Origin of the sequence: Leuconostoc carnosum (assembly GCF_014207505.1) — a bacterium.
GTDB lineage: Bacteria > Bacillota > Bacilli > Lactobacillales > Lactobacillaceae > Leuconostoc > Leuconostoc carnosum.
This window is the reverse complement of sequence record NZ_JACHGL010000001.1, coordinates 327,082-350,278: the sequence shown is the minus strand read 5'-3', so window position 1 is coordinate 350,278 and position 23,197 is coordinate 327,082. Positions and strand designations below refer to the sequence as shown.

The 23,197-nt window shown below is 36.8% G+C and carries 23 protein-coding genes; 2 read left to right on the top strand and 21 right to left on the bottom strand.

Translation table 11 applies throughout. The features are described 5' to 3' along the window. Positions 1-19: 19 nt before the first annotated feature. The 7 genes from HNQ98_RS01590 to HNQ98_RS01570 form a co-directional block, all read right to left on the bottom strand. Positions 20-2,056 carry a PTS sugar transporter subunit IIABC gene (locus HNQ98_RS01590; protein WP_135197454.1) on the bottom strand — a complete coding sequence of 679 codons (2,037 nt, stop codon included), beginning with the start codon at positions 2,054-2,056 and terminating at the stop codon, positions 20-22. Between the two features lie 61 nt (positions 2,057-2,117). Beyond that, positions 2,118-2,819, bottom strand: coding sequence for a trehalose operon repressor (gene treR, locus HNQ98_RS01585; protein ID WP_135197455.1), 702 nt, complete (start codon positions 2,817-2,819; stop codon positions 2,118-2,120). Positions 2,820-3,082: 263 nt separating this feature from the next. Then, a complete protein-coding gene (locus HNQ98_RS01580) occupies positions 3,083-4,489 on the bottom strand; it encodes an NAD-dependent succinate-semialdehyde dehydrogenase (protein ID WP_184284893.1) in 1,407 nt (468 codons plus the stop codon). A 197-nt stretch (positions 4,490-4,686) separates the two neighbouring features. Further along, on the bottom strand, positions 4,687-4,821 hold the full coding sequence (locus tag HNQ98_RS09215) for a hypothetical protein (RefSeq protein ID WP_014974391.1): 135 nt from the start codon (positions 4,819-4,821) through the stop codon (positions 4,687-4,689). A gap of 48 nt (positions 4,822-4,869) precedes the next feature. Next, the gene (locus HNQ98_RS09210; RefSeq protein ID WP_014974392.1) at positions 4,870-4,995 is read right to left on the bottom strand and encodes a hypothetical protein; all 126 of its coding nucleotides are present in this window, start codon (positions 4,993-4,995) and stop codon (positions 4,870-4,872) included. Positions 4,996-5,079: 84 nt separating this feature from the next. Beyond that, on the bottom strand, positions 5,080-6,762 hold the full coding sequence (locus HNQ98_RS01575; protein WP_135198147.1) for a glycerophosphodiester phosphodiesterase family protein: 1,683 nt from the start codon (positions 6,760-6,762) through the stop codon (positions 5,080-5,082). A gap of 37 nt (positions 6,763-6,799) precedes the next feature. After that, positions 6,800-7,273 (bottom strand): YagU family protein, encoded by a 474-nt coding sequence (locus HNQ98_RS01570; protein WP_135197458.1) that lies wholly within the window; start codon positions 7,271-7,273, stop codon positions 6,800-6,802. A gap of 123 nt (positions 7,274-7,396) precedes the next feature. Here HNQ98_RS01570 and HNQ98_RS01565 point away from each other — a divergent pair, with 123 nt between their 5' ends. Further along, positions 7,397-7,939: a GNAT family N-acetyltransferase gene (locus HNQ98_RS01565; RefSeq protein WP_135197459.1), complete on the top strand. Its 543-nt coding sequence runs from the start codon at positions 7,397-7,399 to the stop codon at positions 7,937-7,939. A 103-nt stretch (positions 7,940-8,042) separates the two neighbouring features. Here the strand turns inward: HNQ98_RS01565 and HNQ98_RS01560 are convergent, their stop codons facing one another. The 12 genes from HNQ98_RS01560 to HNQ98_RS01505 form a co-directional block, all read right to left on the bottom strand. Continuing rightward, the gene (locus tag HNQ98_RS01560) at positions 8,043-9,239 is read right to left on the bottom strand and encodes an SAM-dependent methyltransferase (protein WP_184284892.1); all 1,197 of its coding nucleotides are present in this window, start codon (positions 9,237-9,239) and stop codon (positions 8,043-8,045) included. A gap of 125 nt (positions 9,240-9,364) precedes the next feature. Continuing rightward, positions 9,365-9,916: a histidine phosphatase family protein gene (locus HNQ98_RS01555; RefSeq protein WP_135197461.1), complete on the bottom strand. Its 552-nt coding sequence runs from the start codon at positions 9,914-9,916 to the stop codon at positions 9,365-9,367. A 59-nt stretch (positions 9,917-9,975) separates the two neighbouring features. Next, on the bottom strand, positions 9,976-10,650 hold the full coding sequence (locus HNQ98_RS01550; RefSeq protein ID WP_135197462.1) for an ABC transporter ATP-binding protein: 675 nt from the start codon (positions 10,648-10,650) through the stop codon (positions 9,976-9,978). A 2-nt stretch (positions 10,651-10,652) separates the two neighbouring features. Then, positions 10,653-11,693, bottom strand: a complete 1,041-nt coding sequence (locus tag HNQ98_RS01545; RefSeq protein WP_135197463.1) for an ABC transporter permease — start codon at positions 11,691-11,693, stop codon at positions 10,653-10,655. A 127-nt stretch (positions 11,694-11,820) separates the two neighbouring features. After that, the gene (locus HNQ98_RS01540; RefSeq protein WP_014974400.1) at positions 11,821-12,114 is read right to left on the bottom strand and encodes a hypothetical protein; all 294 of its coding nucleotides are present in this window, start codon (positions 12,112-12,114) and stop codon (positions 11,821-11,823) included. A 21-nt stretch (positions 12,115-12,135) separates the two neighbouring features. Beyond that, entirely contained in the window at positions 12,136-12,978 is an 843-nt protein-coding gene (locus tag HNQ98_RS01535; protein WP_014974401.1) for a PTS system mannose/fructose/sorbose family transporter subunit IID, read from the bottom strand. 1 nt (position 12,979) lies between these two features. After that, a complete protein-coding gene (locus HNQ98_RS01530; protein WP_014974402.1) occupies positions 12,980-13,840 on the bottom strand; it encodes a PTS mannose/fructose/sorbose/N-acetylgalactosamine transporter subunit IIC in 861 nt (286 codons plus the stop codon). Positions 13,841-13,864: 24 nt separating this feature from the next. After that, complete coding sequence (locus HNQ98_RS01525; RefSeq protein ID WP_135197464.1) at positions 13,865-14,359, bottom strand: PTS sugar transporter subunit IIB; 495 nt, start codon at positions 14,357-14,359, stop codon at positions 13,865-13,867. Positions 14,360-14,373: 14 nt separating this feature from the next. Continuing rightward, on the bottom strand, positions 14,374-14,805 hold the full coding sequence (locus HNQ98_RS01520; RefSeq protein ID WP_014974404.1) for a PTS sugar transporter subunit IIA: 432 nt from the start codon (positions 14,803-14,805) through the stop codon (positions 14,374-14,376). 225 nt (positions 14,806-15,030) lie between these two features. Then, positions 15,031-17,142 (bottom strand): type I DNA topoisomerase, encoded by a 2,112-nt coding sequence (topA, locus tag HNQ98_RS01515; RefSeq protein ID WP_135197465.1) that lies wholly within the window; start codon positions 17,140-17,142, stop codon positions 15,031-15,033. A 44-nt stretch (positions 17,143-17,186) separates the two neighbouring features. After that, a complete protein-coding gene (gene dprA, locus HNQ98_RS01510) occupies positions 17,187-18,053 on the bottom strand; it encodes a DNA-processing protein DprA (protein ID WP_135197466.1) in 867 nt (288 codons plus the stop codon). Between the two features lie 122 nt (positions 18,054-18,175). Then, positions 18,176-20,062 (bottom strand): ABC-F family ATP-binding cassette domain-containing protein, encoded by a 1,887-nt coding sequence (locus HNQ98_RS01505; protein ID WP_135197467.1) that lies wholly within the window; start codon positions 20,060-20,062, stop codon positions 18,176-18,178. 123 nt (positions 20,063-20,185) lie between these two features. On the opposite strand from HNQ98_RS01505, the gene HNQ98_RS01500 reads away from it, so the two are divergent. Next, a complete protein-coding gene (locus tag HNQ98_RS01500) occupies positions 20,186-21,121 on the top strand; it encodes a dihydroorotate oxidase (protein WP_135197468.1) in 936 nt (311 codons plus the stop codon). Positions 21,122-21,215: 94 nt separating this feature from the next. Here the strand turns inward: HNQ98_RS01500 and lepB are convergent, their stop codons facing one another. Continuing rightward, the gene (gene lepB, locus HNQ98_RS01495) at positions 21,216-21,833 is read right to left on the bottom strand and encodes a signal peptidase I (protein ID WP_019039947.1); all 618 of its coding nucleotides are present in this window, start codon (positions 21,831-21,833) and stop codon (positions 21,216-21,218) included. A 100-nt stretch (positions 21,834-21,933) separates the two neighbouring features. Continuing rightward, the gene (locus tag HNQ98_RS01490) at positions 21,934-23,181 is read right to left on the bottom strand and encodes an acetate/propionate family kinase (RefSeq protein WP_014974410.1); all 1,248 of its coding nucleotides are present in this window, start codon (positions 23,179-23,181) and stop codon (positions 21,934-21,936) included. Positions 23,182-23,197 lie beyond the last annotated feature (16 nt).

The following is a 23,197-nucleotide window of genomic DNA, read 5'->3' as shown; positions in this document are numbered from 1 at the left end:
TTTTTTATAGCATAGTTTGTTACTTATTCACAGCGTCTTTAAAAGCATTTTTCTTTTCAACTGTTTTTACTTGTTCTGTGTCACTATCCTTAAATCCAAATAAGTAAACCATGACAAATGCAACAGCAATTGTTGCAATGGAAGCAATCCAGAAAATAAGCATATTGTTTGGGTCACCTGCTTGACCTTTTGGTACAGCAAACGATGGGAAACCAATTAATGAGCCAGTAAATCCATACATGTTCAAGTTGAACAAACCGGCAATCAAACCACCAACAGCACCACCAATATTTGCCATCCAGAATACACGACCATATTTCAAGTTGATACCATACATTGCTGGTTCAGTAATACCAGCCATTGCTGACAAGAATCCAGCACCGGCAAGCCCTTTAAGTGAAGGAATCTTTGTTTTAGCCCAAACAGCAAGTGCACCGGCACCTTGAGCAATCATGGTAAAGTTAACAATCGCATTTAATGTTGAATGACCAGTTTGTGCAATTTCATTGGCAATCAGCGGTACAACCATCCAATGCAAACCGAAAATAACCAAAACTTGATATAGACCACCAATTATCAAACCAGATAATGGATAGTTCAATTGCAACAACCAGTTAACAATGTTAGAAATACCTTGTGAAGCTAAGGTAATTGTTGGTCCGACAATAATTAACACGGCAGAACCAACGATTAACAGTGTGAGTAACGGTTGAAAAATGGAACGTAATACTAAAGGTAGATGTTTTTTTAGCCAATTGCCCACCGGGCGTGCTAACCATGCTGCAAAAATAATGGGAAAAATTGAGTAAGCATAGCTAGGAATATTAATTGGTAACCCGAAGAAGCTAGCATTCAAACTAACACCAAATAATGAGCCCAGTGCTTTAGTGGGTTGAATAATATTATTATCCATCACATGAGGATTGGTAATATTAATAAACTCGGGCTTGACTAAGAACGCCCCAATTGCAGCAACAACAAACGGATCACTCTTCAATTGTTGTGCGGCAGAGAACCCAACTAATATTGGTAAGAAATAAAATGGCGCCATTGCCATGGATTGTAATATCGTAAATGTATTTGATGCTGGATCAATAAAATAAATGGTTGAAAATGACGCCTTATTTGATACTAAACTTAAGAATCCATTTAACATACCACCTGCAGCTAGTAAACCAATGATTGGCATCATCGAACCAGTTATGGTTCCAATCACTGTTTGAAATGCATAAATTAGTGGGTTTTTAGAAGCATTATTCTTAGCTTGGTGTGCCTCATCTGGTATATCTGCCGTAACGCTTGAGCCAAGTTGTTCAACAACTTCATCATAAACATCTGCAACCGCAGGACCAATTACAACTTGGTATTGACCTAGAGAATCCGAATAGTTAACACCAGCCACACCATCTAACTGCTCAACCGCTTGGTCGTTAGCAACATTATGGTCTTTTAAATAGAATCGTAAACGTGTAATACAGTGAATAACGCTATCCACATTTTGTTGACCGCCAACACCTGCAATAATTTCTGAAGCTAACTGTGAATACTTACGGCCTGAATGATCAACAGCTTTTTGTTGAGGTACAGCAGATGATCTATTTTTAACGGTAGCACTAGCAACTACTTCACCAATAGTAGCCTTTTTGTAAGTTTGCATAGTTAAAGCTTCTAACAAATCATCACTATTGGTTATGACAACCATTGTTGTTGTTGACAGGTTAGCTGAAGATATGGCTGCCAAATCAACACTTCCCACATCATCTCCAGCTTTAACAACATCACCTGTTTTAATACGCCATGAAAATGGTTTGCCATTTAAACCATTGGTATCAATACCAATATGTATTAAAATTTCAAGCCCATCTGAACGACGCAAGCCAAAAGCGTGTCCCTGCATGGCAATAACATCACCAGAAACTGGTGCCACAATCCTATTTCCAGTAGGTTCTAAAGCGAAACCATCTCCCATGACCTTATCAGCAAAGATTGGATCATCTACATCCGCTAGTGGTATTAACTGACCGGCAAGCGGCGCTAATATATCTGTATTAACCATTATTTTTCTCCTCTATAACTGTTTTCCACTTTTTTAAAATCAAAGAAATCTTATTATTCAACTACTGTCGTCGTGCAAATTCAACACTTTTAAAACGGTCTCCTCGATGCCTAGATTCTGTAAAAGAGATAATACGACCATCATTTAAAAAAGTTTCAGATCTAATCACTACGATAGCCATCGGTTCAGTGAGTGACATCAATTGTCTATCAACGGCATTGGCATTTTCAATCGTGATTGTTTTCTTAGCATAACTTATAGTCATCCCTTGTTCTTTTTCAAATAAATCAAATAACGACAAGGATGGTGTTAATGCCGTCAGTTCTGGAATAATTGATTTTAAAACATAATCACGATCAATGATAACTGGCTCATTATCTAAATACCTGAGACGTACAACTTTCGATGAATGCACATCAATATCAGATCGATAATCAAAAACTAACGGTACATCCTCATCACTAATGGAAATGAGCTTTGTGCGCTCATCCAGTTTGAGACGCGCAGCTAATTCTCGGTAACTTTCAACATGTGAGATAGGAAAAGAGAAGCGATTTTGATTGATAACGTAAGTTCCTCTACCTCTGATACGAATCACATATCCTTCATCTACTAACATGGAAACAGCTTTTCGCGACGTCTCGCGAGCAACTTTATAGCGATTCATCAATGCAAAATCACTAGGTATCGCTGTGTTATCTGGATACTTGCCATCGGTAATCTCTTTCAATAATTCATCATGAATGTGTTGATATTTACTCATTTCCACTTCCCCTTTCCTTGACCTCAGATTAAATATACCATTAAATGTAAGCGTTTACAACATTGTCAAAACTGGTTTTTTAACTCTTGTATAGACAAGTTGGCGAATTATCAACATGCACCAGACTTTTAAATCTAGACAAGATTTTTTGAGTTATTATTAATAGATTGTACTAAAAAAACTAACAAACATTAGCTTGAAATGTTAGATTTTCTCTATGAGAGATATCTACTTCCAATACTTAATTTGTTAGTTTTATTATTTTAGACGAAACCACCGAATGCATCATTTAAGTCAATGGGTTCATGTTTTGTCACAATTGTTTGTTTGTTGACAAATGCATTAATGCCTAAGTCACCTAATTCACGACCATAACCTGAATTCTTAACACCACCGAAAGGCAATTCTGGCAATGTACCGCCAAAACTATTAACAAAAACAACACCAGTTTCAATTTTGCTAGCAACTTCAGATGCATGTTCAGCCGAACCACCAAAGAGCACACCACTCAAACCGTAATTTGAATCATTTGCTAACGCAATAGCTTCCGCTTCATCTTTCACCTTATAAACTTGTCCAACTGGACCAAAGAATTCTTGATAATATGCAGGATTATCTTTGGTAATATTAGTCAAGATAACCGGTTCAAATAAAGCAGCTGGTTGGTTTTGCTCAACACTACCAAAGGTTAATGTCGCTCCAGCTTCAACAGCATCTCGAACTTGTTTCGTCAAGTTTTTCTTAGCTTTTGAAGTACTTAATGGGGCTAGTGTCGTTTCAGGATCCATTGGATCACCTAACTTGGCACTAGCAAAAGCCGTTTTCAACATTTCAACGATTTTATCATAATTCTTTTCGGTAACGATAAAACGTTTAGATGACGTGCAGACTTGACCAGCATTATAAAGTCGCGCACCGCCAATAATTTTCTGAATTTCTGATAAATCAGCATCATCTAGAACAACAAATGGATCACTACCACCTAATTCTAATGAACTTTGCTTCATATTCTTACCAGCTTCAGCAGCAACCAGTTGACCGGTACGCTCAGATCCGGTTAGTGCCACCCCCTGAACACGCTTATCAGCTATAATATGATTCACTTGATCATAATTAATGAATAAATTAGTAAATACGCCATCTGGCAACCCAGCTTCTTGGACGATCTTTTCAAAAGCATCAGCTGCCATAGGTGTATTACTGGCATGCTTCAATAGCATGGGATTTCCAGCCATATAATTTGGTGCAAATACACGCATAATCTGATAATATGGGAAATTCCAAGGCTCAACCATCAGTAGCACACCAGTTGGACGAGAAATAATCTGAGCAGGACCAATTGAAGATTGGATATCACGTGGCTTCAAAAAGTCCGCCCCATTTTTTGCATAATAACGGGCAATTGATACACTCAAAGCAACTTCACCTTGTGCCTCAACGAATCGTTTCCCCATTTCTTTAGTTAGAATTTTGGCAAGTTCATCTGCTTTAGATGACATGACATCAGCGAGTTTATTGAGTGCATCAGCACGGCTGGCGATAGGATCGTTACGCCATTGCTTATACAATGCGTCCCCGTTTGCAATTGCTTCCTCAACATAGGCATCATCATGGTTGTCGTATGTCTTAATCACTTCATCCGTAAATGGATTAACGGTTTGATAGCTCATTCTTAATTCGACCTTTCTTTAAATACAAAATCACTATAATTAACAACAGCTTCATTATAGCACCAACATCTGAATGACGAAAAACAATCAACTTGTGATTTATTAAGCAATGATCCCCGTTTTTTACATATAAAAAGGCACCAAACAGCCATAGATGTTCAGTACCTCATATTACCTTAACTAGCTAAAAATCATAATTAGCCATGAATTTTATCTTCTAATTTATCACCTAAATTATCAACACCCTTAGCGGCAAAAATAGTACCGCCAACAATAACACCACTCACAATAAGTGTTGATGCCAACATGAATTTTAATACTGATTTTAACATAAAAACCTCCTAGTTTATCTCTTGTTAAATAATTACGTGAAAAGTAACTTATTTTTCTTGATGTCGCGAACGTGAATCCTTAATTTCATGATAGATACTAAAAAGTAATTGCACAGCAGCTAATAAAAGTGATAATTTACTCCAAAAACCAGTGCCAGACTTTATCTTCTTCATGTTAAATGCCTCTTTCTGTTCGTTCTCTATTGTTGCCTTCAGTATAGCTTTTCAACACAACCATTGCAAGAAATATGTTTATGACTACACACCTGACTTTTGAAACAGAATGACACCTTCTAGTGCTTCTGAATAGGTCGGTTGCCCCTTGATTTGTTGCAATTGACTACGGACTCGTTTTGGATAATCCGTAATAAAACCGCGTACCCCTAAGACATAACCACTAGCAACATCCTCAGGTCGATTCACTGTCCAAATGTATAGATCTTTATTTTGCTTATCAATTTCACGAACCATAGTGGTATTGACATTTGAATACTCAATACTGTAAAAGTCGTTATTTTTAGCACTATCAATTGTATTTTTAACGGGTGACAATAAACCAGTTCGGATCTTAATATATTTGCTAACGCGCTTTAAAGCATTTTGATTAAGTGACTGTATTTCAGCATGATTTTCTTTAAGTAGTGTCCCATATTTCGTTGTAAATGCTTTTAACTGCTGATTTGTAATGGTATCACTGATTTTTAGTTCCACCAATAATTTTTGATGATAGTGATTGGCTAGCTTTAAATACTCATCAAAAGTGCTCAAATTAAAGTCTTTTTTACCATCAACTAACGTTAATTGTTTAAGTACTGACCATTTCGTTTCTTTAATTGTAAAGCGCTTTCCCTCTTTGTCAGTAACTTTACTGTCATGACTTAAGACATAAACGCCATCAACTGTTCTTTGAATATCAATCTCGATATAATCAGGTTGCGCTTGACTGACTTTTTTTAAATTGCCAATCACATTCGGTGTCGCGTGTAAGTGACTAACGCCTTTATGAGCAATGACTAAATATTTTTGATTAGGTAAGCCCATCAGTTTGCCAGAGAATGTCACACTTGAAATACTAACAACCACTAGCACCACTAAACTGACCACATTAATTAATAATGGCTGATTAGCAGAGTCATTATTTAACGATTCTGGTGTCGCTGCTTGACAAAAAACCGCAATTAAGTATGCTGTTAGCCAATAGAAAATACCAGTCATAACAACAACTAATATATTAGCAGTCAATCGTCTGATTGTTACTGGTGCTATGACATCGCAAACCTTTTGCATATAAATAATGACCAATAAGCTCATAATAAGTATCCCAATTACCTCTAACAGAGCTAAGAAAAGACGTATTTTCAAATGGCCTCGCTGCCAACTGTTTTTAAAACTTGCCATAATATGGTCTCGTGATATGACGACTTGATAGATAAAATAGCGAGACTTCATCAGTAGTAAAATAATTAATAAATAAATAGCCCAACCTACCCATGGTACCCAGACATCAGCAAGTACCATATCCAAAAAAGTTTTAGGAATAGTCAAGTAGTAGGATAGTGGAAATTTAAAACCAAATTGGTTAAGCGGTAGTGTCATTAGTAAAATAACAACGCTGTATAGGTGTACCCTCCCCGTTTTTAAACCGCTTAACAGGTTAGTCCAAGAAAACTTATTCCAAAACCACAATAAGCTACTCAGCAAAAGTGCAACATAAAGACCCCATAAAAATAAATAACCAACACCAGTAATCGCATAATTTCCCCAATATGTCATAAGATAGGTCATTAAACGATTAAAATTATTTGTTGGAATCAGGTAAGTTGGTGGTTGATGGCTTTGCAAAAAATTGATACTATAGTCAGAAAAAATATTAAATAAAAATATGACCAAAATCACCATAACAACGCTTGAAAAACTTCTACGATTATTTATCTTAATCATAAATCATGCTTTCTTTATTCAAAATGAGTGTCAACAATTACTTTCCCAGTAACGCAATGATAACCAAATAGATAGACCATGACCATACAATATGTCCAAAAAATTCAGAAAAGTGTTCGGCAAATGGCTGTTTTACTGGTGAAGGCACAGTTTTTAGTAATGGTAGAATCACAATATGGAAAGCAAACCAAATCACAATACCGTATAAACTCCCCTCCCAAAGCGCAATAATAGGTAATATCTTATAAGTTAAGGCAAGTAACACTGCAAATGTAACAGAAAAACCAAAGTGCATTATTAGCGCCGTGTAATAAATTTTTTGATCCTTAGAATAATATACGTATGCATGTGTTACCCGACGTGGTACACCAAGCTGCTGTAATAGTTGCTGCGGTGGATTTGTCTCGTCTCGTGCTTGACTCCTTGGTGGTAAAATTGTTTCCCAGCCAATTTTAACCATACCAGAAATTAATCCAGCCATAATACCAACTACAATACTATTAATAAACATTAAGTTATCCTCTCAAATCTTTTCTTGCTAAATTATATCATAGCTGTTTTATTCAATACTCACAAGTCTTTAAACGAGATATATTATTTATTTTTAGTATAATATCAGTTAGAGGTCATTAATTTGTTTACATTCGATACATTTTTCATCAATCATTTAAACATTGCACTTGTTTTCCCAGAAACATCTCACGCGAAACCATTATTCGATGCTATTAATCAAGATCGAGATGACCTATCGCGCTGGATGCCTTGGGCAAAAGCAACACAGTCAATCGATGATGAAATCAAATTTATTAATTATGCACGTATTCAAAATGCTAAAAATACTTTATTTGAACTAGTTATTGTTGCCAATAATCAAGCTGTTGGCATGATAGATTTGCATCATATCAGTCCCACTAATAAAACAGCTGAGCTAGGTTATTGGTTGGCTAGTCATTATCAGGGAAAAGGTATCATCTCAGAATCGGTTAATCGTTTAGTAGCATTTGCCTTTGATCAATTAGACCTACATAAAATAATTTTACAAGCCGACAGTGAGAATGATAAAAGTATCGCTGTTGCACAGCGATTGGGCTTCAAACATGAGGGCTCACTAAAAGATCAAATAACATATCAAAATCAGTTTAAAACACTCGAGGTTTTTGCGAAATTTTCTCATTAATTTTAAAATATAAAACAAGCTCATAATAATCTAGTGCTACTCATATCATGATAAGAAAAAACTAGTAATCTCAATTTAATAGATTACTAGTTTTTTAAATTAATTATTTAACACCATGCTTTGTATCTGCCTGATACATATAAGCGCGTGTCATTGGTAGATCAGTTCCAGAAGGTCCCTTGGTCATCAAGTATTGTACCACATCAATATTTCCTGATTCAAATGATGCAGCACAAGACTGCAAGTAAAGATCCCACATCCGATAGAAACGTTCGCCATAACGTGAAATAACTTCCTCACTCACATTATGGAAATTCTCAGTCCAGATTTCCAATGTCTTTTGATAGTGGCGACGTAGTGGCTCAATATCATCAATTTGTAGTGATGCATGCATGATATGCTCAACATTCTCAGCAATATTTGGAACATATCCGCCTGGGAAAATATACTTGTTAATCCATGCATCAACGCCCGCACCATTGTGTTGCCCAGTAATACCATGAATCAAAGCTGTACCATTTTCAACTAACAGATGGTTAATTTGTTCAAAATAAGCTTCGAGATTTTCTTTACCAACGTGTTCAAACATACCAACAGAAGTCACGTGGTCATATTTATCCTTCAGTTCACGATAATCTTCCAAATAAATATGAACGCGGTCTTGTAATCCTTCTGCTTCAATTTTTTTGGTAACAAAATCATATTGTTGCTGACTTAGTGTGACACCAGTCGCCTCAAGATTATATTCCTTAGCTGCAGTGAAAATTAATGTTCCCCAACCACAACCAATGTCTAATAATTTCTCACCAGGTTTGGCATTTAATTTATTTAGGATATGACGCACTTTGTTCCACTGTGCATCTTCTAGTGAATCGTCTTCACTTGCAAAGTAAGCACATGAATAGGTCATTGTTGGATCAAGACATTTCTCGTAAAAATCATTACCAATATCATAATGGCTTTGCACATCCGCTTTACTCTTTTTTTCAGTATGTGAATGTTTTGGAACCAGTTTAGCAAACTTCGAGCTGTTCAGGAAACTGTCCTTAGAATTATAAACTGTGGTAACTAACTTTTGTAGATCACCTTGGATTTCGATCTTTCCATCCATATATGCCTCGCCAAACGTTAATGAGGCATGAGACATAATATCTTTAACGGGTATGACTTCATGCATGATAATCTTGGCAATGGGTTCACCATCACCGTAACTAACCTTTTCACCATCCCAAAATTCAACGTCGATTGGGGCGTTAAAACTAGCATTTAAAATCTGCTTATAAATCGTTTTATCTAACAATGTCTTTCCCCTTTTTTCTTATAACTGGTATTGTAAAAAAAAAAGGAGGAAATGTCAAATTTAATTTTATTTGAGTCATTAAGTGCCATAATAGCATATTCATCATTACGACTCGAAAGCTATCATTACCGAGCTATTTTTTCTAAACCAACGAAGACGTTTTTATCCGAAAAATGTCCTATATAAACATCTGGCATGTTCATATTTTGCCAATCAGAAAAAGTAAATTGACCATGTGTTAAGTGATAAAATAGTACACCCAAAGCCGTCCCATGCCCCGTAATAATAATATTCCCTTCTGTGTCATCATAGATTTGTTGGAAAGCTGGTACAATTCGTCGTTCGACATCAGCCAACGATTCCTCACCATCTGCTTTAAGCTCAAAATCCTGCCAAAGATTGGCAAGATGTTCTTGCCAATCAACTCGCCAAATTGCTTGTCTTTCCCGCAAATCAGCATGTGTGTCTATTATTAAATCTAATTTTTCTGCCGTCGGTAAAACTGTTTGAAACGCACGTGCGTAAGGTGATGAGTAAATGGCCGTAATAGATTTGTTGGTAAACAGACGTGTTAGTTCCTTAGCCAGTACATGACCTGCTTTCGTTAAAGGTGCCGAAGCATCATCTTGAACGGATAAGTCCTGAATGCTATGCCTGACAAAATAAATATCCCTCATGAATCTCACCCTTTCGCCATCTAATGATAATGGCATTGCTCGTTGATCAGTAATATTTTTTAACCCTCATACACTGACATTTTACCATCAATAATTTGATAGACTTTATCAGCTAATTCTTTTAAGCGCATGTCATGTGTTACAACTATAATCATTTTATCATGTTTATGTGCTAAATCTTTTAATAATGACATAACTGCCATAGAACGTTCGGTATCCAAAGCTGCTGTTGGTTCATCCGCAAGAATATATTCAGGGTCAGTAAACAAAGCGCGTGCTATTGCCACACGTTGCTTTTGCCCACCTGATAGTTCATTTGGATACTTATTGACTAGAGAACGAATATCAAGATCATCAAGTAATTGATACAATGATTGATCGGAAAGATTATTTTTCTTGACTTTAGTTACTAGCTCAAATTGTTCTTTCACAGTTAAAAATGGTACTAAATTGTATGATTGCAAAACAAAACCAATCTTATTCAAACGCAACTTTGTTTGTTCTTTCTTGGCGAGACTTGTCATATTATTACCACTGATCGTCACGTTACCAGAAGTTGGTGATTGCAAGCCTCCGGCAATTGTTAAAAAGGTCGTTTTCCCAGAACCAGATGGTCCAATAACGACAACAAGTTGCCCATTTTCTGCCTCAAAATTAACTTGATCAAGCGCAACATATTTGCTGGTGTCATGACCAAATATTTTAGTAACAGATGAAAACCTAAGATTTGACATAGTTAGCCCCCTATAATTTTGTAAGGATCGACTTGAGCGATTTGACGAATTGGAATAAGACTGCCTAACAAGGACATTATTATAATACCGACACTAGTTAACACGATATTCATAGTACTAATAACAATTGGCACTTCACTAGGTAAAAACCACGATGTGAGTAAGCCAAATACAATGGCCAAAAACACCCCAATAACCGACATAATAAATGACTGTGCTAAAGTATTCATCACAAGATATGTTGTTGGCACGCCTTGTGCCTTAAGTACACCAAAGTTAGGTAGTTTTTGTGTTGTAAGAATGTATAAAAAGATTGAAATCACTATGAAAATGATGATGTACAGAAAACCAATCATAAAATTAAAAGTTAATTTTTGTGCACTATAGCCAGGTAATTTATTAATAAATTGATTAATGCTTAAAACTAGCCCATTACTTGGTGCATCCTGAAACTGATGTTTTTCTGAAGTAACAACGGCATTAACTACCCCATTATTCAACGGTTTAATTGTTTCAAAAGATGTATAAATAACTGGTGCTACACTTAACGTCGCGCGTGGTGTAAAACCAACTATACGTAATTCAACATTGGAATTTGCTATTTTGATTTTACTACCAATCTTAAATCCGTCTTTTTTAAATTTATCAGCGACTAATGCCGTATTCTTAGAGGTGAATTTTTTTCCTGTCGTAGCTTTTAAATTACGATAAATAAATGACTGCTTGGATAGTGCAATAATCTGAGCATTTTCTTTTAAATCACCGGTTGATGTTACTAATGAGTTATATTGCGATATTTTTGACCCTTTTGTTGTTTGCAATGTCTGAGCTGATAAATAAGATTGTGCCAACCTACCCTGCGAATCTTTATCTAAAATAATTGTTTTAGCACCCCATTCATTGATAGCTGCTTTATTTAAATTAGCTAATCCAGTTGATAATCCTGTTAAAATAATTAACAAGTAACTCACCAACAGAATCAAGGCAACAATCAAGCCATAGCGCAATTTTTCATGCTTCATTTCCTTAATTGCTAAAAACATTCTCTCTCCTTATGCAAATTTTTTATAAGTTAATTTTAAACTTGTTGATGAATAAAAGCTAATGACATGATGTCATTAGCTTTTATCAATCAGTTTATTATTGGTATACCAATTTATAATTCACAAGTTATATTTGAGGCCGCTCTTCCTTATAGTGTTGGATCACTTTATTAAGATTTTGTTTACCACGACGGATGCCATAACCTATGAGAAAGATTAAGATAATATTAGCAACCAAAAGTACAATGCCAGCCACCAACAACCAAACACTATACCGACTAAAGAAATAAATAATTAAAATACTAAAACCTACCATCATCGAAAAGAAAGATTGCCAGTGGACAAGATTTTTAAGCATTTTTTCTTGAAATAGTATTTCATTTTGATACCCTTTTTCAACACTTTTGGTTGTTTGTACCATTTTACCCCACCTCGCTTTTGATTAATAGCTCAAACCTGGATTGAAGAATCCAACTAATACACCAACCAGTGCTACAACAACAAGAAGCAACATGACCTTAATAGGCGAAATATTCTTCTTAGCCATTAACCACCAACATGCAACAATAAAGGCAGCAGTCAATAGACCCGGATAAACAGAATCCAAATTATCTTGTAGTACTAAGTAAGGTTTTCCAGAGGCATTAGTTAGCTGAAATGAGGTTTTAACAGTAACCCATGTTGCAGCAACACCACCGACAACCATGCCACCGACAGTGGCAATCGCTTTACGGATGGCTTTACCTTGTTGCCCAATTAAGATACCAACCGCTTTATCCCCCAATTCATAGCCCTTAAAGAAAGCAAATCGCATGCCAAAGTAACCCAGTAAGTTCCAAACAATAATATAGAAAATTGCGCCCAATGGCGACCCACCATCAGACATACCTAAAGCAATTCCTAATATAACTGGAATTAATGTCCCAACAACTAGTGAATCACCAATACCAGCGATAGGTCCCATTAGTCCTGCACGTAATCCATTAATAGTTGCATCATCAACACCACCATGATTAGCACGTGCCTCTTCCAGACTGGCTGTGACACCAACAATGACAGACCCAAGTTGTGGTTCCGTATTGAAAAACGCAGTATACGTCTTCATGGCTTTTTCTTGGTCTTCTTTATTATCATATAATTCTTCAACAATTGGCAACATCGATGTTAAATAACCAAAAGTCTGCATATGTTCTTGAGAAAATACTGTCAAATGACCATAGAACCAATGATGAAATGACTTATTTAATGTTTTGCGAGAAATCTTTTTTATCTCTGTATTGTCCATTTTAAATGTCCTCCTCATCTTCGTCATCATCAGTTATATTACTTGGTGAACCAGAGGCTACTTGCTTATTTGTACTAATTGCCATATCCAATTTATATGATATCATTGCAAATATCAGTGAAATAACTGTGACTGAGACTAAGTTCAACTTTAATGAGGCAGCAAATGTGAATCCTACGAAGAATGGAATAAAGTCAATCGGACTATCAACAATCTGCTTAAGTAAAATAGCGATACCTACACAGGGTAGCAAAGCACCAACAGTAAACAGTGTTTTCATTGGGATGCCATCCATAGGTAATGCTGTCCTAAGTGCCGTAACAGCACTAGAACCAAAGTGAGTCATTAATAAAGTTGGTACAAAGGAGAAAAAGAAGTGAGAAATCCAAGGCAATCCCCAGTCAACAACATATAGCTTCTTGAAATCACCTTTTTCAACAGCACGCCAACCAATATGCTGCCAGGCTAAGTTCATAGTGGCTGTTCCATAAAATAACACTGTACCGACAGTTCCAACCAATGTTCCCATCGACTTAGCTAAGTCAGCTGCATTACCGCCAGTTGATGCTAAACCTTGAGAATGAATAGCAACCATGGCAAGTGGGATACCAATATAAGATACCGCTCTTAAATCAGCAGAAACCGTGCCACCAGGCGTTACCAATGCAATATACACTAACTGCATTGCGACACCAGCTGCAATACCCGTTTTTAAATCACCTAATATAATACCACACACCAAGCCACCAACCAGAGGTCGACCTAATGTATAATTACCAATTGTTGATCCAGCCATTCCTGGCATAGAAGATAGACTGGCAAAAATACCCAAAATAGCTGCTTGAACCCAACTAATTGTCATTGTCTAATCCTTTCTTATATCCAATTATAAATTGAACTTTCCTTTAAAGTCATTCCAATATCCTATCGAAACATCTGGTAATAATTGAAACTTTACTTGATATCCTTGAGCTTGAATAGCCTCAAAAGCCTGTGCTTCGTCTGGTGTAATTGATTGATTATTCCCCAATTTTACGGCTCCAGGTCGGTCATTTGCTGGTCCAACAACAATAGTTTTAATATTACCTGGCACAAAACTATAATCAGCTAAGATTGTTTTCATATCTTGGGGCGTTTTTGTGATTAAAAAGTATTGACGTTCCGAAGTGAGTACTTGTTGCGCTTTTTCCTTAAAATGTTCTAATGTCCAGACAAAAGTCTTTTTCCCAGAGGCGCTTTTGAAAGCATCTTTTAAGATAGGATTATTTGCTGCAGCATCATTAACAGCGATTAATCCGTCACAGGGATACTCCTTGGCCCAACGAGTAACTGTTTGGCCATGAATAATTCGGTCATCGATACGTACAAATGAAATGCTCATAATAGTTTTTCCTTTCAAATTTCCTCATCTTCATCATCTTCGTGATGAACTGTGAATTGCTTAACAGCAGAACTGGCCTCCAATAACGTAGCGCTGATTAAGTCTTGCGAACTCGAAGTATCTTTTAAGATAGCCGCATTCAACGCCATTGGAAAGTTCATACCACCAAGCACAACTGTTGTTGATAATCGGCCTGCCTGTTCTAAAATATTGCAAACAGTTGTCAGTGGACTACCTCCAATAATATCTCCTAACACGACTAGGTCAGCATCTGATCCTATATCTGACAGCAATGATTTGAACCGGTTCCCAAAACTTATCGTATCTTCCCCGGATTGCAACCCTATCGCCTTAACTGTATGAATTGAATCGCCAACAAACATACTTAGCGCATCTTTCAATCCCTCTGAAAAGCGACCATGACTCACCAAAATTAGATAACTCATCCTCTCACCTCTAGTTTTCATGGTAATGATATAACTTTTACACGCTCATATGTAAACGCTTTCATTCCTTGAATTTATTCTACTCGCTATTTTCATTGATTACAATACCTAATATCAAAATATGATATATTAATTTAATTATACGTTAAGTCATTATTTAGTTAGCGGACTGGACACTAAAAAAACAGCCTAGCAGATGCTAAACTGTTTTGGAAGATAATTATTTCATTTGGTTTCTTCACTGGTAGTTTCTTTATTCTTTTGATCACTACTTGGTGTCGTGCCATCAGCCAATGTTTTGTCAGTTGGCTTCTCCCAGCTGACAAAGTCACAGTCTGGATAGCGAGAACAACCATAGAATGTCCGTTGACGCTTAGTTTTACGTTCAACGATTTGACCTTTTTTACACTTTGGGCACAATAATCCAATTTCTTTAACAATTGTTTGCGTATTACGACAATCTGGAAAACGTGAACAAGCATAAAACTTACCGTAACGTCCCATCTTAATAACCATGGGCGCACCACAAATCTCACAATCCATACCAGCTAGCTCATCATGCATGATCACTTTTTCAAGTGTCGTTTCTGCCTTTTCGACCTCTTTTGAGAATGGTTTAAAGAAAGAATCCACTACTGGTACCCAGCGCTTGTCACCCACTTCCACTTCATCCAATTCACGTTCAACACTCGCAGTGAATTTCATATTAGTAATGTCAGGGAAACTTTCTTCAACAATTGTCTGGACAATTTCCCCAAGTTCAGTGGGTACAAATTTACGTGCATCAATACGAACATAATTGCGTCGTTGAATAGTGTCTAGGGTTGGTGCATAAGTTGATGGTCGACCGACACCGTTTTCTTCCAACGCCTTAATTAAAGCAGCTTCTGAATAACGTGCTGGTGGCAAAGTGAAATGTTGTTCTGGATTAGTATTAGCCAGTTTAACAACATCCCCTTCTGTTAAATCAGGTAAGGCATTATCTTTCTCTTTTGCTGAAGGATAAGCTTTTGTAAAACCTTGAAATTTTGTTTTTGAACCATTCGCACGGAACAACACCTCATTTTGCTCAATTGTTACCGCCATTGTGTCTAAAATCTCTGGCGTCATTTGACTGGCCACAAAACGTGACCAAATGAGTGAGTAAAGTTTAAATTGATCTGGTGACAATTTATCTTTGATGCTTTCAGGGGTAATTGTGACATCTGTTGGTCGAATCGCCTCGTGAGCATCTTGAGCGCCTTCAGGCATTTTACCTTGAATCGGCTTATGCTGTGAGTACGCCTCACCCCAAGTTTCATGAATATAGTGTGCAGCGGCATTTCGTGCCAAAGATGAGATTCGTGTTGAATCAGTTCGCATATAAGTTATCAAACCAATTTGGCCAACACCACGTCCAAGATTAATACCCTCATATAATTGTTGGGCTGCCATCATTGTTTTACGTGTTCGAAAGTTTAACTGCGTATTGGCAGTTTGCTGCATTGTTGATGTCGTAAAAGGCTGTTGTGGATTACGTTTACGTTCCTTAGCATCCACCTTCACGATATTAAAATCACCATTTTTGTCAATGCGTTTCAAAACAGACTGTACACTGTCGTTATCAGGCAAAGGTTGCTTTTTGCCATCAAAACCATAAAATGATGATTTGAACTTTTTACGTGCTTTTTTGAATTCTGAATCCAGCGTCCAATATTCTTCTGGTTCAAAAGCCTGTATTTCACGTTCGCGAGCAATAATTAAACCAAGTGCAACTGATTGCACACGGCCGGCTGATAAGCCACGCTTAACAGTCTTCCACAAAATTGGTGAAATAGAATAACCTACTAATCGGTCTAAAATACGCCGTGCCTGCTGTGCATCAACCAAATCTTGATTAATAATTCTTGGTGTTTTAAATGCATTTTTAATCGTATCTTTGGTTATTTCATTAAAAACAACACGATTAGGTTGTTCCGGATCTAAATCTAGAATATGCTGTAAATGCCAGGCAATTGCTTCACCTTCGCGATCCGGATCGCTAGCCAGATAAACTTTTTTGGCTGCTTTGGCCTCTTTGCGTAGGCCTTTGATAACATCCCCTTTTCCACGGATATTAATGTACTTCGGTTCATAATCATTTGCCACATCAACACCTAATGTTGATTTTGGTAAATCGCGAATATGACCTAAACTAGCAACAACTTTATATGTGCTACCGAGATATTTTTCAATTGTTTTCGCCTTCGAAGGACTTTCAACAATAACAAGATTTTTTTTAACCTTCTTAGACTTTCGTCTTGTTGATTTCTTGGCTACTGATTTTTTTTCTGTAGTTTTCTTTTTAACTTCTACCATAGTTAATAATATGCCTTACAATTTACTTATTAGTATCTAGCATATCAGATTGTGTCAAGTAATTGGATACTTTCTACAATATCTTGTGCTTTTGTCACTGTTTTTGCGCCTAAACTTAATAATTCATTCGTCCCTTGTGAATTTTCAGAAAAAATTGAACCTGGAATAGCAAGCACTTCACGATTATTTTGTAATGCCATATTAGCAGTAATGAGGCTACCCGACTTTATCTTAGCTTCAACAACTAACGTAGCAGAAGATAAACCAGCAATGATGCGATTGCGTGCCGGAAAATGCGACCGATGCGGCTGAGTGCCTTCTGGATACTCACTCAATACTAATCCTTGTTGCGTGATTTGCTTTTGTAAACTTTCATTTCTAGTTGGATACGCCACATCAATTCCAGTGCCAATAATTGCAATTGGTATACCTGATTTTGAAAAAGTAATTTGATGTGCCATGACGTCAATACCCTGTGCCAAACCGGATACAATAGCTACGTGTAGTCTAATGACTGGTGGTAATAACTGTCGCAAGGTTGATAAACCATAAGAAGTTGCAGTTCGTGTGCCCACAACCGATAAACTTGGTAACTTTAGTGCTTCTAAATGCCCCTTATAAAATAAAATTAATGGCGGTTCAAATATTTCTCGCAACCGTTGGGGATAAGCATCATCAAAATAAGTGATGTATTCAGCCAAAAAGAGACTAGCACGCTCCACTGCAACACTATAAGTTGCCCGTATTTTTGTATGATAGGCTGTATTAGTTACTTTTAAAATAAAGTCCAGCGACCACGGAAAAACTGTGGGTGCTTGATCTCGATTAATCATGTTAATTAATTGTGTTTCTGTTTTTACACCAATTCCAGTGGTTAAATGAATAGCTAACAGTTGTTGATTTAAGTTCATAATCGTTTCCCCTCAGGAAAATAATACGATATGATTAGCCACTTATCACAAAATATAAAATCAAATAAATATTAAAACTTCTAGAATTGGCATAGTTTACTGATGTGGACTAATTTCCAATATTACTCACTTTCAACAACTTCGCTGAGATATTCCCATCGGTTCATTTTTTCATCCAGCTTAGCTTCAATATCATCTTTTTCTTTTTGTAAGTCACCTAATTTAATATAATCCGTGCCATATTTGGTCATCTCATCAGGAATTTCATCCAATCGATTTTCAAGTTTGGCAATGTCGTCTTCAATCGTTTCCCATTCCTTCTTTTCGTTATAACTCAATTTCTTTTTTTCGGTTACAATAGGCTTTTTCTTTGCTACAAGTTCTTTATTGTCTATTATATTTTCTTTAACGTCAGTATGTGTCGCGAGGTACTGACTGAACAAACCGTCGTAACGTTCAATCACACCGTTACCTTGGAACATATAAAGTTGATTAGCAACTTTATCCAAGAAATAACGGTCATGCGAAACAGTAATAACTGCGCCTGCAAACCCCGATAAAAAATCTTCTAACACAGTCAGTGTCCCAATATCAAGATCGTTTGTTGGCTCATCGAGCAATAACACATTTGGCTGCTGCAAGAGCAGTTTCAACAAATATAAGCGCTTTTTTTCGCCACCTGATAATTGGCGAATTAACGTGCCATGCATGAATGGCGGAAACAAAAATTGTTCTAGCAATTCCGACACACTCACTAAATTGCCATTTTTATCAGTGACAGAACTTGCCACATCAGATAGATAAGCAATGACACGTTTATCATCTGGAATTTCTTCAGTAATTTGCGTGTAATAAGCTAATTTAACGGTTTCACCAATTTCAATCACACCACTGGTTAATGGCATTTTACCGGCAATAGCATTTAAAAATGTTGACTTTCCTGCGCCATTTTCACCAGTTATCCCAATCCGGTCTCCAGCTGATACGCGTAAGTCGAAGTGGTCTAAAATAGTTTTGTTATCAAATTTAATCGTAGCATTTTCAATAACAATGACTTTTTTCCCTAAACGTTGCTGACCAAGATTGACAGTCACATTATCATCTAATTGCAATGTTCCCATTTGTGATTCTAATTCGGCAAATGCATTTTCTCGTGCAGTTTGTTTTGTACTACGAGCACGTGCAGATTTACGCATCCAAGCTAGTTCCTGTTTATAAAGTTGCTGCTGCTTGTGTTCGGTTACCTTACCCTGTTCAACACGTTCAGCTTTACCTACCATATAGGCTTGATAATTGCCTTTGTACTCGAATAAATCACCAAACGACAGTTCAAATATTCTCGTTGTAACAGCATCCAAGAAATAGCGATCGTGTGTTACGGTCAAAACAGCGCCCTTATAACTAGATAGATACTTTTCAAGCCAGGCAATTGAATCAAAATCCAAATGGTTCGTTGGTTCATCTAAAATCAACAAATCAGGTGCTTCAATTAATACTTGTGCCAGACCAACACGTTTACGTTGGCCACCAGAGAGCTCACCAACTTTACGATACAAATCTGGCATATGCAACTGTGTTAAAATAGCTTTAACTTGCGCCTCTGTCGTCCAAGCTTCATCGCGATCCATGGCGTTTTGTGCATCCTCGAATTGCTGTGCAATTTTTTCATCAGTCGGATCGTCACTAAAACGCTTTAACGCATATGAATATTGTCGAATGGTTTGAAAAACTGGTTGGTTCCCTGAAAAAATGGCATCCATCACTAAAGCATCATCATCCAAAATAGGATTTTGCATTAAATAGCCAATAGTATAGTCATTAGGTTTCGTAATCGTACCAGAGTCAGCTGGATTTATGCCAGAAATCGCATTAAGTAATGATGTTTTACCAGAGCCATTAACACCAATTAATCCAATACGATCCCCTTCTGTAATCAAAAATGAGATGTTATTAAATAACACCTTCTCGCCATATGTACTTTTTAAGTTTTCTATTCTAAATTGTTTCATATTCTTATTATACTCAACATTCGTCCTTTTTATCCGGTTATTTTTTTGATATACTAAGATAAATCTTTTAGTAATATGATCTGAACCAATCGCACACCAATTAGTCATCATAGGAGACAAATTATGCAACTCACGGCTAACATACAAAATCACCACTTTGACCACATTCTACTAAACGCTGCTGGTGTCATGTGTCAAACAAATGAAGAGCTTAACACAGTGTTATCATCCTCATACACTGGTGCCGTAGTCACAAAATCAGCTACTGCTAATCATCGTCCAGGAAATCCAGCACCACGCTATTATGAACTGCCCAATCATCTTGGCACAATTAATTCCATGGGATTACCCAATGAAGGCTTTAACTACTATCTAGACTATGTGTCAACTAATCCTAGTCAAAAACCTATTTTTTTCTCAATAGCCGGTTTATCTAAACAAGAAAATTTAGATATGTTACATCAATTGCAAAATTCTGATTTTGATGGCTTAATTGAGTTGAATCTTTCTTGTCCTAATGTGCCAGGTAAACCACAAACTGCTTATGATTTTGAAGCGACTCAACAAATTTTAAGTGAAGCCTTTGCATTCTTTAAAAAACCGCTCGGCGTTAAGTTACCGCCATACTTCGATATTGTGCATTTTGATATGATCGCAGACATTCTAAATCAATTCCCTCTAGCATTTGTCAACACCATTAATTCTATTGGCAATGGCTTGGTAATTGATGAGAACTCAGATACGGTTGTCATCAAGCCCAAAGGCGGATTCGGCGGCATCGGTGGTACACTTGTTAAAGCAACTGCTCTCGCTAACGTACGGGCATTGAGACAACGTTTAAATGCTGATATTAAAATTATTGGTACAGGTGGTGTCACCACAGGTCGTGATGTTTATGATCATATTCTTTGCGGTGCTGATTTGGTAGAAGTTGGTTCGCAACTCGCTATTGAAGGTATTACTGTTTTTGATCGTTTAGAGCGTGAATTGACAGCTATTCTTGAAGAAAAAGGTTACCAATCACTTGAAGAAGTACGTGGTCAATTAAAGGTACTATAACAAAAAGGCTGAGTATATCAAACTCAGTCTTTTTGTTGTACATTTTTCCTAATGATTCTTAAGTGCGCTTGAATTTAATTGTCATCTCAAAATACTAATTAACAAAAAATGATTTAGCTTGGTGATTAATATTTTCCTTAGCTTGTTTATTTTGTTGCCAAAATGGCACAATTGCTTTCCCTAAAATATGAGATTTATCTATAAAGCCATACGATCGGCTATCATTAGATAGCATACGATTGTCTCCAAGTACAAAATATGTCCCTTTTGGAACACGTGTTTGATTTTGATCTTTCTCTTGCCAGCCATGCTTTTTTGATAAATTAGATAACTGCCAGTTCAGTCCGGTTCCTTCTGACTGCTGGTAAAAATCAATGTAAGATTGGTTGACTTCTTTACCATTAACAAATAACTTTGAATTTCGTTGTTCAACAGTATCCCCACCGATGCCGACCACTCTTTTGACATAATACTTTTTCCCAGCTGAAATAGCTGGATCTTCATCGCGCGCATCAAAAACAACCACATCCCCGCGCTTGATAGTGGATAATTTACTCTCAATAACTTTTTCGTTATTAGACAAATTAGGCATCATTGAAAGACCGTCAACAGTTGCTCCAATAACTATAAATTTTTGTATTAATACCGCTATGGTTATACCAATAGCGATTGGCATAATCCAATTTTTAAAACATAATTTAAGAAACTTCATTTGCCCTCCCCCAAGGATAGACTGTCATTAGCTAATAAAAAAAGTGTAGCACCACTGCTACACTTTATGCAATATGAATTCATGACAATCAGAATGATTTTTATTTCAATGCTTCAACATCTCTTGCTATCATCAATTCTTCATTTGTTGGAATTAGCAAACCTGCAACTGATGAGTCTACAGTTGTTATCACGGTTTCTTTACCACGTACATTATTTGCAGCTGAATCCACTTTAACCCCGGCAAAAGCTAAAGCCTCTAATACTTTAGCGCGTGTCACTGCATCATTTTCACCAATACCCGCAGTAAAGATAAGCGCATCCACTCGTCCCAGCTCAGCAAAATATTGTCCTGCATAACGAATAACACGATCATAGAACATATTTAAAGCTAAGTCTGCATGGAAATTAGTTTCTTGTACGCCTTCTAAATCACGCATATCACTAGAAATTGTAGATATACCTAATAAACCTGATTTCGTATTCAAGACTTGTAACATTTCAGCATTTGTCAAGCCTTCACGTTCTTGAATATAATAAATCAAAGATGGATCAACATCTCCAGAGCGAGTAGCCATTGTCAAGCCAGCCAACGGCGTGAATCCCATTGATGTATCATAAGATTTACCATTTTTAATCGCAGTCACAGAAGCACCTGCACCCAAGTGGAAAGAAATTGCATTAAACTTTTCGAGTGGAATATCCAATATTTTGGCAGCTCGTTCCGTCACATAACGATGCGACGTACCGTGTGCACCATATTTACGTGCACCATAGCGCGTATAATATTCATAGGGAATACTATAAAGATAGTTCTTTTCTGGCATTGTTTGATGATATGAAGTATCAAAAACTGCTACGGATAAGGCATCAGGTAACAGTTTCTGAAAAGCACGAATACCCATGGCATTTGCTGGGTTATGAAGTGGCGCATAGTCGGCCAAGCGATCAATTTTACTCAACACATCATCATCGACGACAACCGATTGATTAAACCACTCACCACCGGCCACAACACGGTGCCCAACACCTGAAATTTCACTAAAATCTTCAACAATTCCTAAATCTGTTAACTTTTGAAGTAAGAAATCAATCGCTTGATGATGATCCTTAATCATTGTTTCGTGCTCATACTTTTGGCCACCATTCTTTGTGAGTGAAACATGACCATCTTCAGTACCTATCAAACGCTTTGGTTCAATATCTGCGCCATACTTGATTGTAATCTCAGCGCTTTCTTGTCCAATACGTTCGATGATTCCTTGCATAAGTACTTTTTCTTCAGGCATTTCTAAAAGTTGAAATTTAAGTGAAGAACTACCGGCGTTTACTGCCATTGTTTTTGACATCGCGTCTACCTTTTAA

Excerpts from the sequence above, each read along its gene's own strand:
- HNQ98_RS01590 (WP_135197454.1), bottom strand. The coding sequence starts at position 2,056 with ATGGTTAATACAGATATATTAGCGCCGCTTGCCGGTCAGTTAATACCA.
- treR (WP_135197455.1), bottom strand. The coding sequence starts at position 2,819 with ATGAGTAAATATCAACACATTCATGATGAATTATTGAAAGAGATTACC.
- HNQ98_RS01580 (WP_184284893.1), bottom strand. The coding sequence starts at position 4,489 with ATGAGCTATCAAACCGTTAATCCATTTACGGATGAAGTGATTAAGACA.
- HNQ98_RS09215 (WP_014974391.1), bottom strand. The coding sequence starts at position 4,821 with ATGTTAAAATCAGTATTAAAATTCATGTTGGCATCAACACTTATTGTG.
- HNQ98_RS09210 (WP_014974392.1), bottom strand. The coding sequence starts at position 4,995 with ATGAAGAAGATAAAGTCTGGCACTGGTTTTTGGAGTAAATTATCACTT.
- HNQ98_RS01575 (WP_135198147.1), bottom strand. The coding sequence starts at position 6,762 with ATGATTAAGATAAATAATCGTAGAAGTTTTTCAAGCGTTGTTATGGTG.
- HNQ98_RS01570 (WP_135197458.1), bottom strand. The coding sequence starts at position 7,273 with ATGTTTATTAATAGTATTGTAGTTGGTATTATGGCTGGATTAATTTCT.
- HNQ98_RS01555 (WP_135197461.1), bottom strand. The coding sequence starts at position 9,916 with ATGAGGGATATTTATTTTGTCAGGCATAGCATTCAGGACTTATCCGTT.
- HNQ98_RS01550 (WP_135197462.1), bottom strand. The coding sequence starts at position 10,650 with ATGTCAAATCTTAGGTTTTCATCTGTTACTAAAATATTTGGTCATGAC.
- HNQ98_RS01545 (WP_135197463.1), bottom strand. The coding sequence starts at position 11,693 with ATGTTTTTAGCAATTAAGGAAATGAAGCATGAAAAATTGCGCTATGGC.
- HNQ98_RS01540 (WP_014974400.1), bottom strand. The coding sequence starts at position 12,114 with ATGGTACAAACAACCAAAAGTGTTGAAAAAGGGTATCAAAATGAAATA.
- HNQ98_RS01535 (WP_014974401.1), bottom strand. The coding sequence starts at position 12,978 with ATGGACAATACAGAGATAAAAAAGATTTCTCGCAAAACATTAAATAAG.
- HNQ98_RS01530 (WP_014974402.1), bottom strand. The coding sequence starts at position 13,840 with ATGACAATTAGTTGGGTTCAAGCAGCTATTTTGGGTATTTTTGCCAGT.
- HNQ98_RS01525 (WP_135197464.1), bottom strand. The coding sequence starts at position 14,359 with ATGAGCATTTCATTTGTACGTATCGATGACCGAATTATTCATGGCCAA.
- HNQ98_RS01520 (WP_014974404.1), bottom strand. The coding sequence starts at position 14,805 with ATGAGTTATCTAATTTTGGTGAGTCATGGTCGCTTTTCAGAGGGATTG.
- topA (WP_135197465.1), bottom strand. The coding sequence starts at position 17,142 with ATGGTAGAAGTTAAAAAGAAAACTACAGAAAAAAAATCAGTAGCCAAG.
- dprA (WP_135197466.1), bottom strand. The coding sequence starts at position 18,053 with ATGAACTTAAATCAACAACTGTTAGCTATTCATTTAACCACTGGAATT.
- HNQ98_RS01505 (WP_135197467.1), bottom strand. The coding sequence starts at position 20,062 with ATGAAACAATTTAGAATAGAAAACTTAAAAAGTACATATGGCGAGAAG.
- HNQ98_RS01500 (WP_135197468.1), top strand. The coding sequence starts at position 20,186 with ATGCAACTCACGGCTAACATACAAAATCACCACTTTGACCACATTCTA.
- lepB (WP_019039947.1), bottom strand. The coding sequence starts at position 21,833 with ATGAAGTTTCTTAAATTATGTTTTAAAAATTGGATTATGCCAATCGCT.
- HNQ98_RS01490 (WP_014974410.1), bottom strand. The coding sequence starts at position 23,181 with ATGTCAAAAACAATGGCAGTAAACGCCGGTAGTTCTTCACTTAAATTT.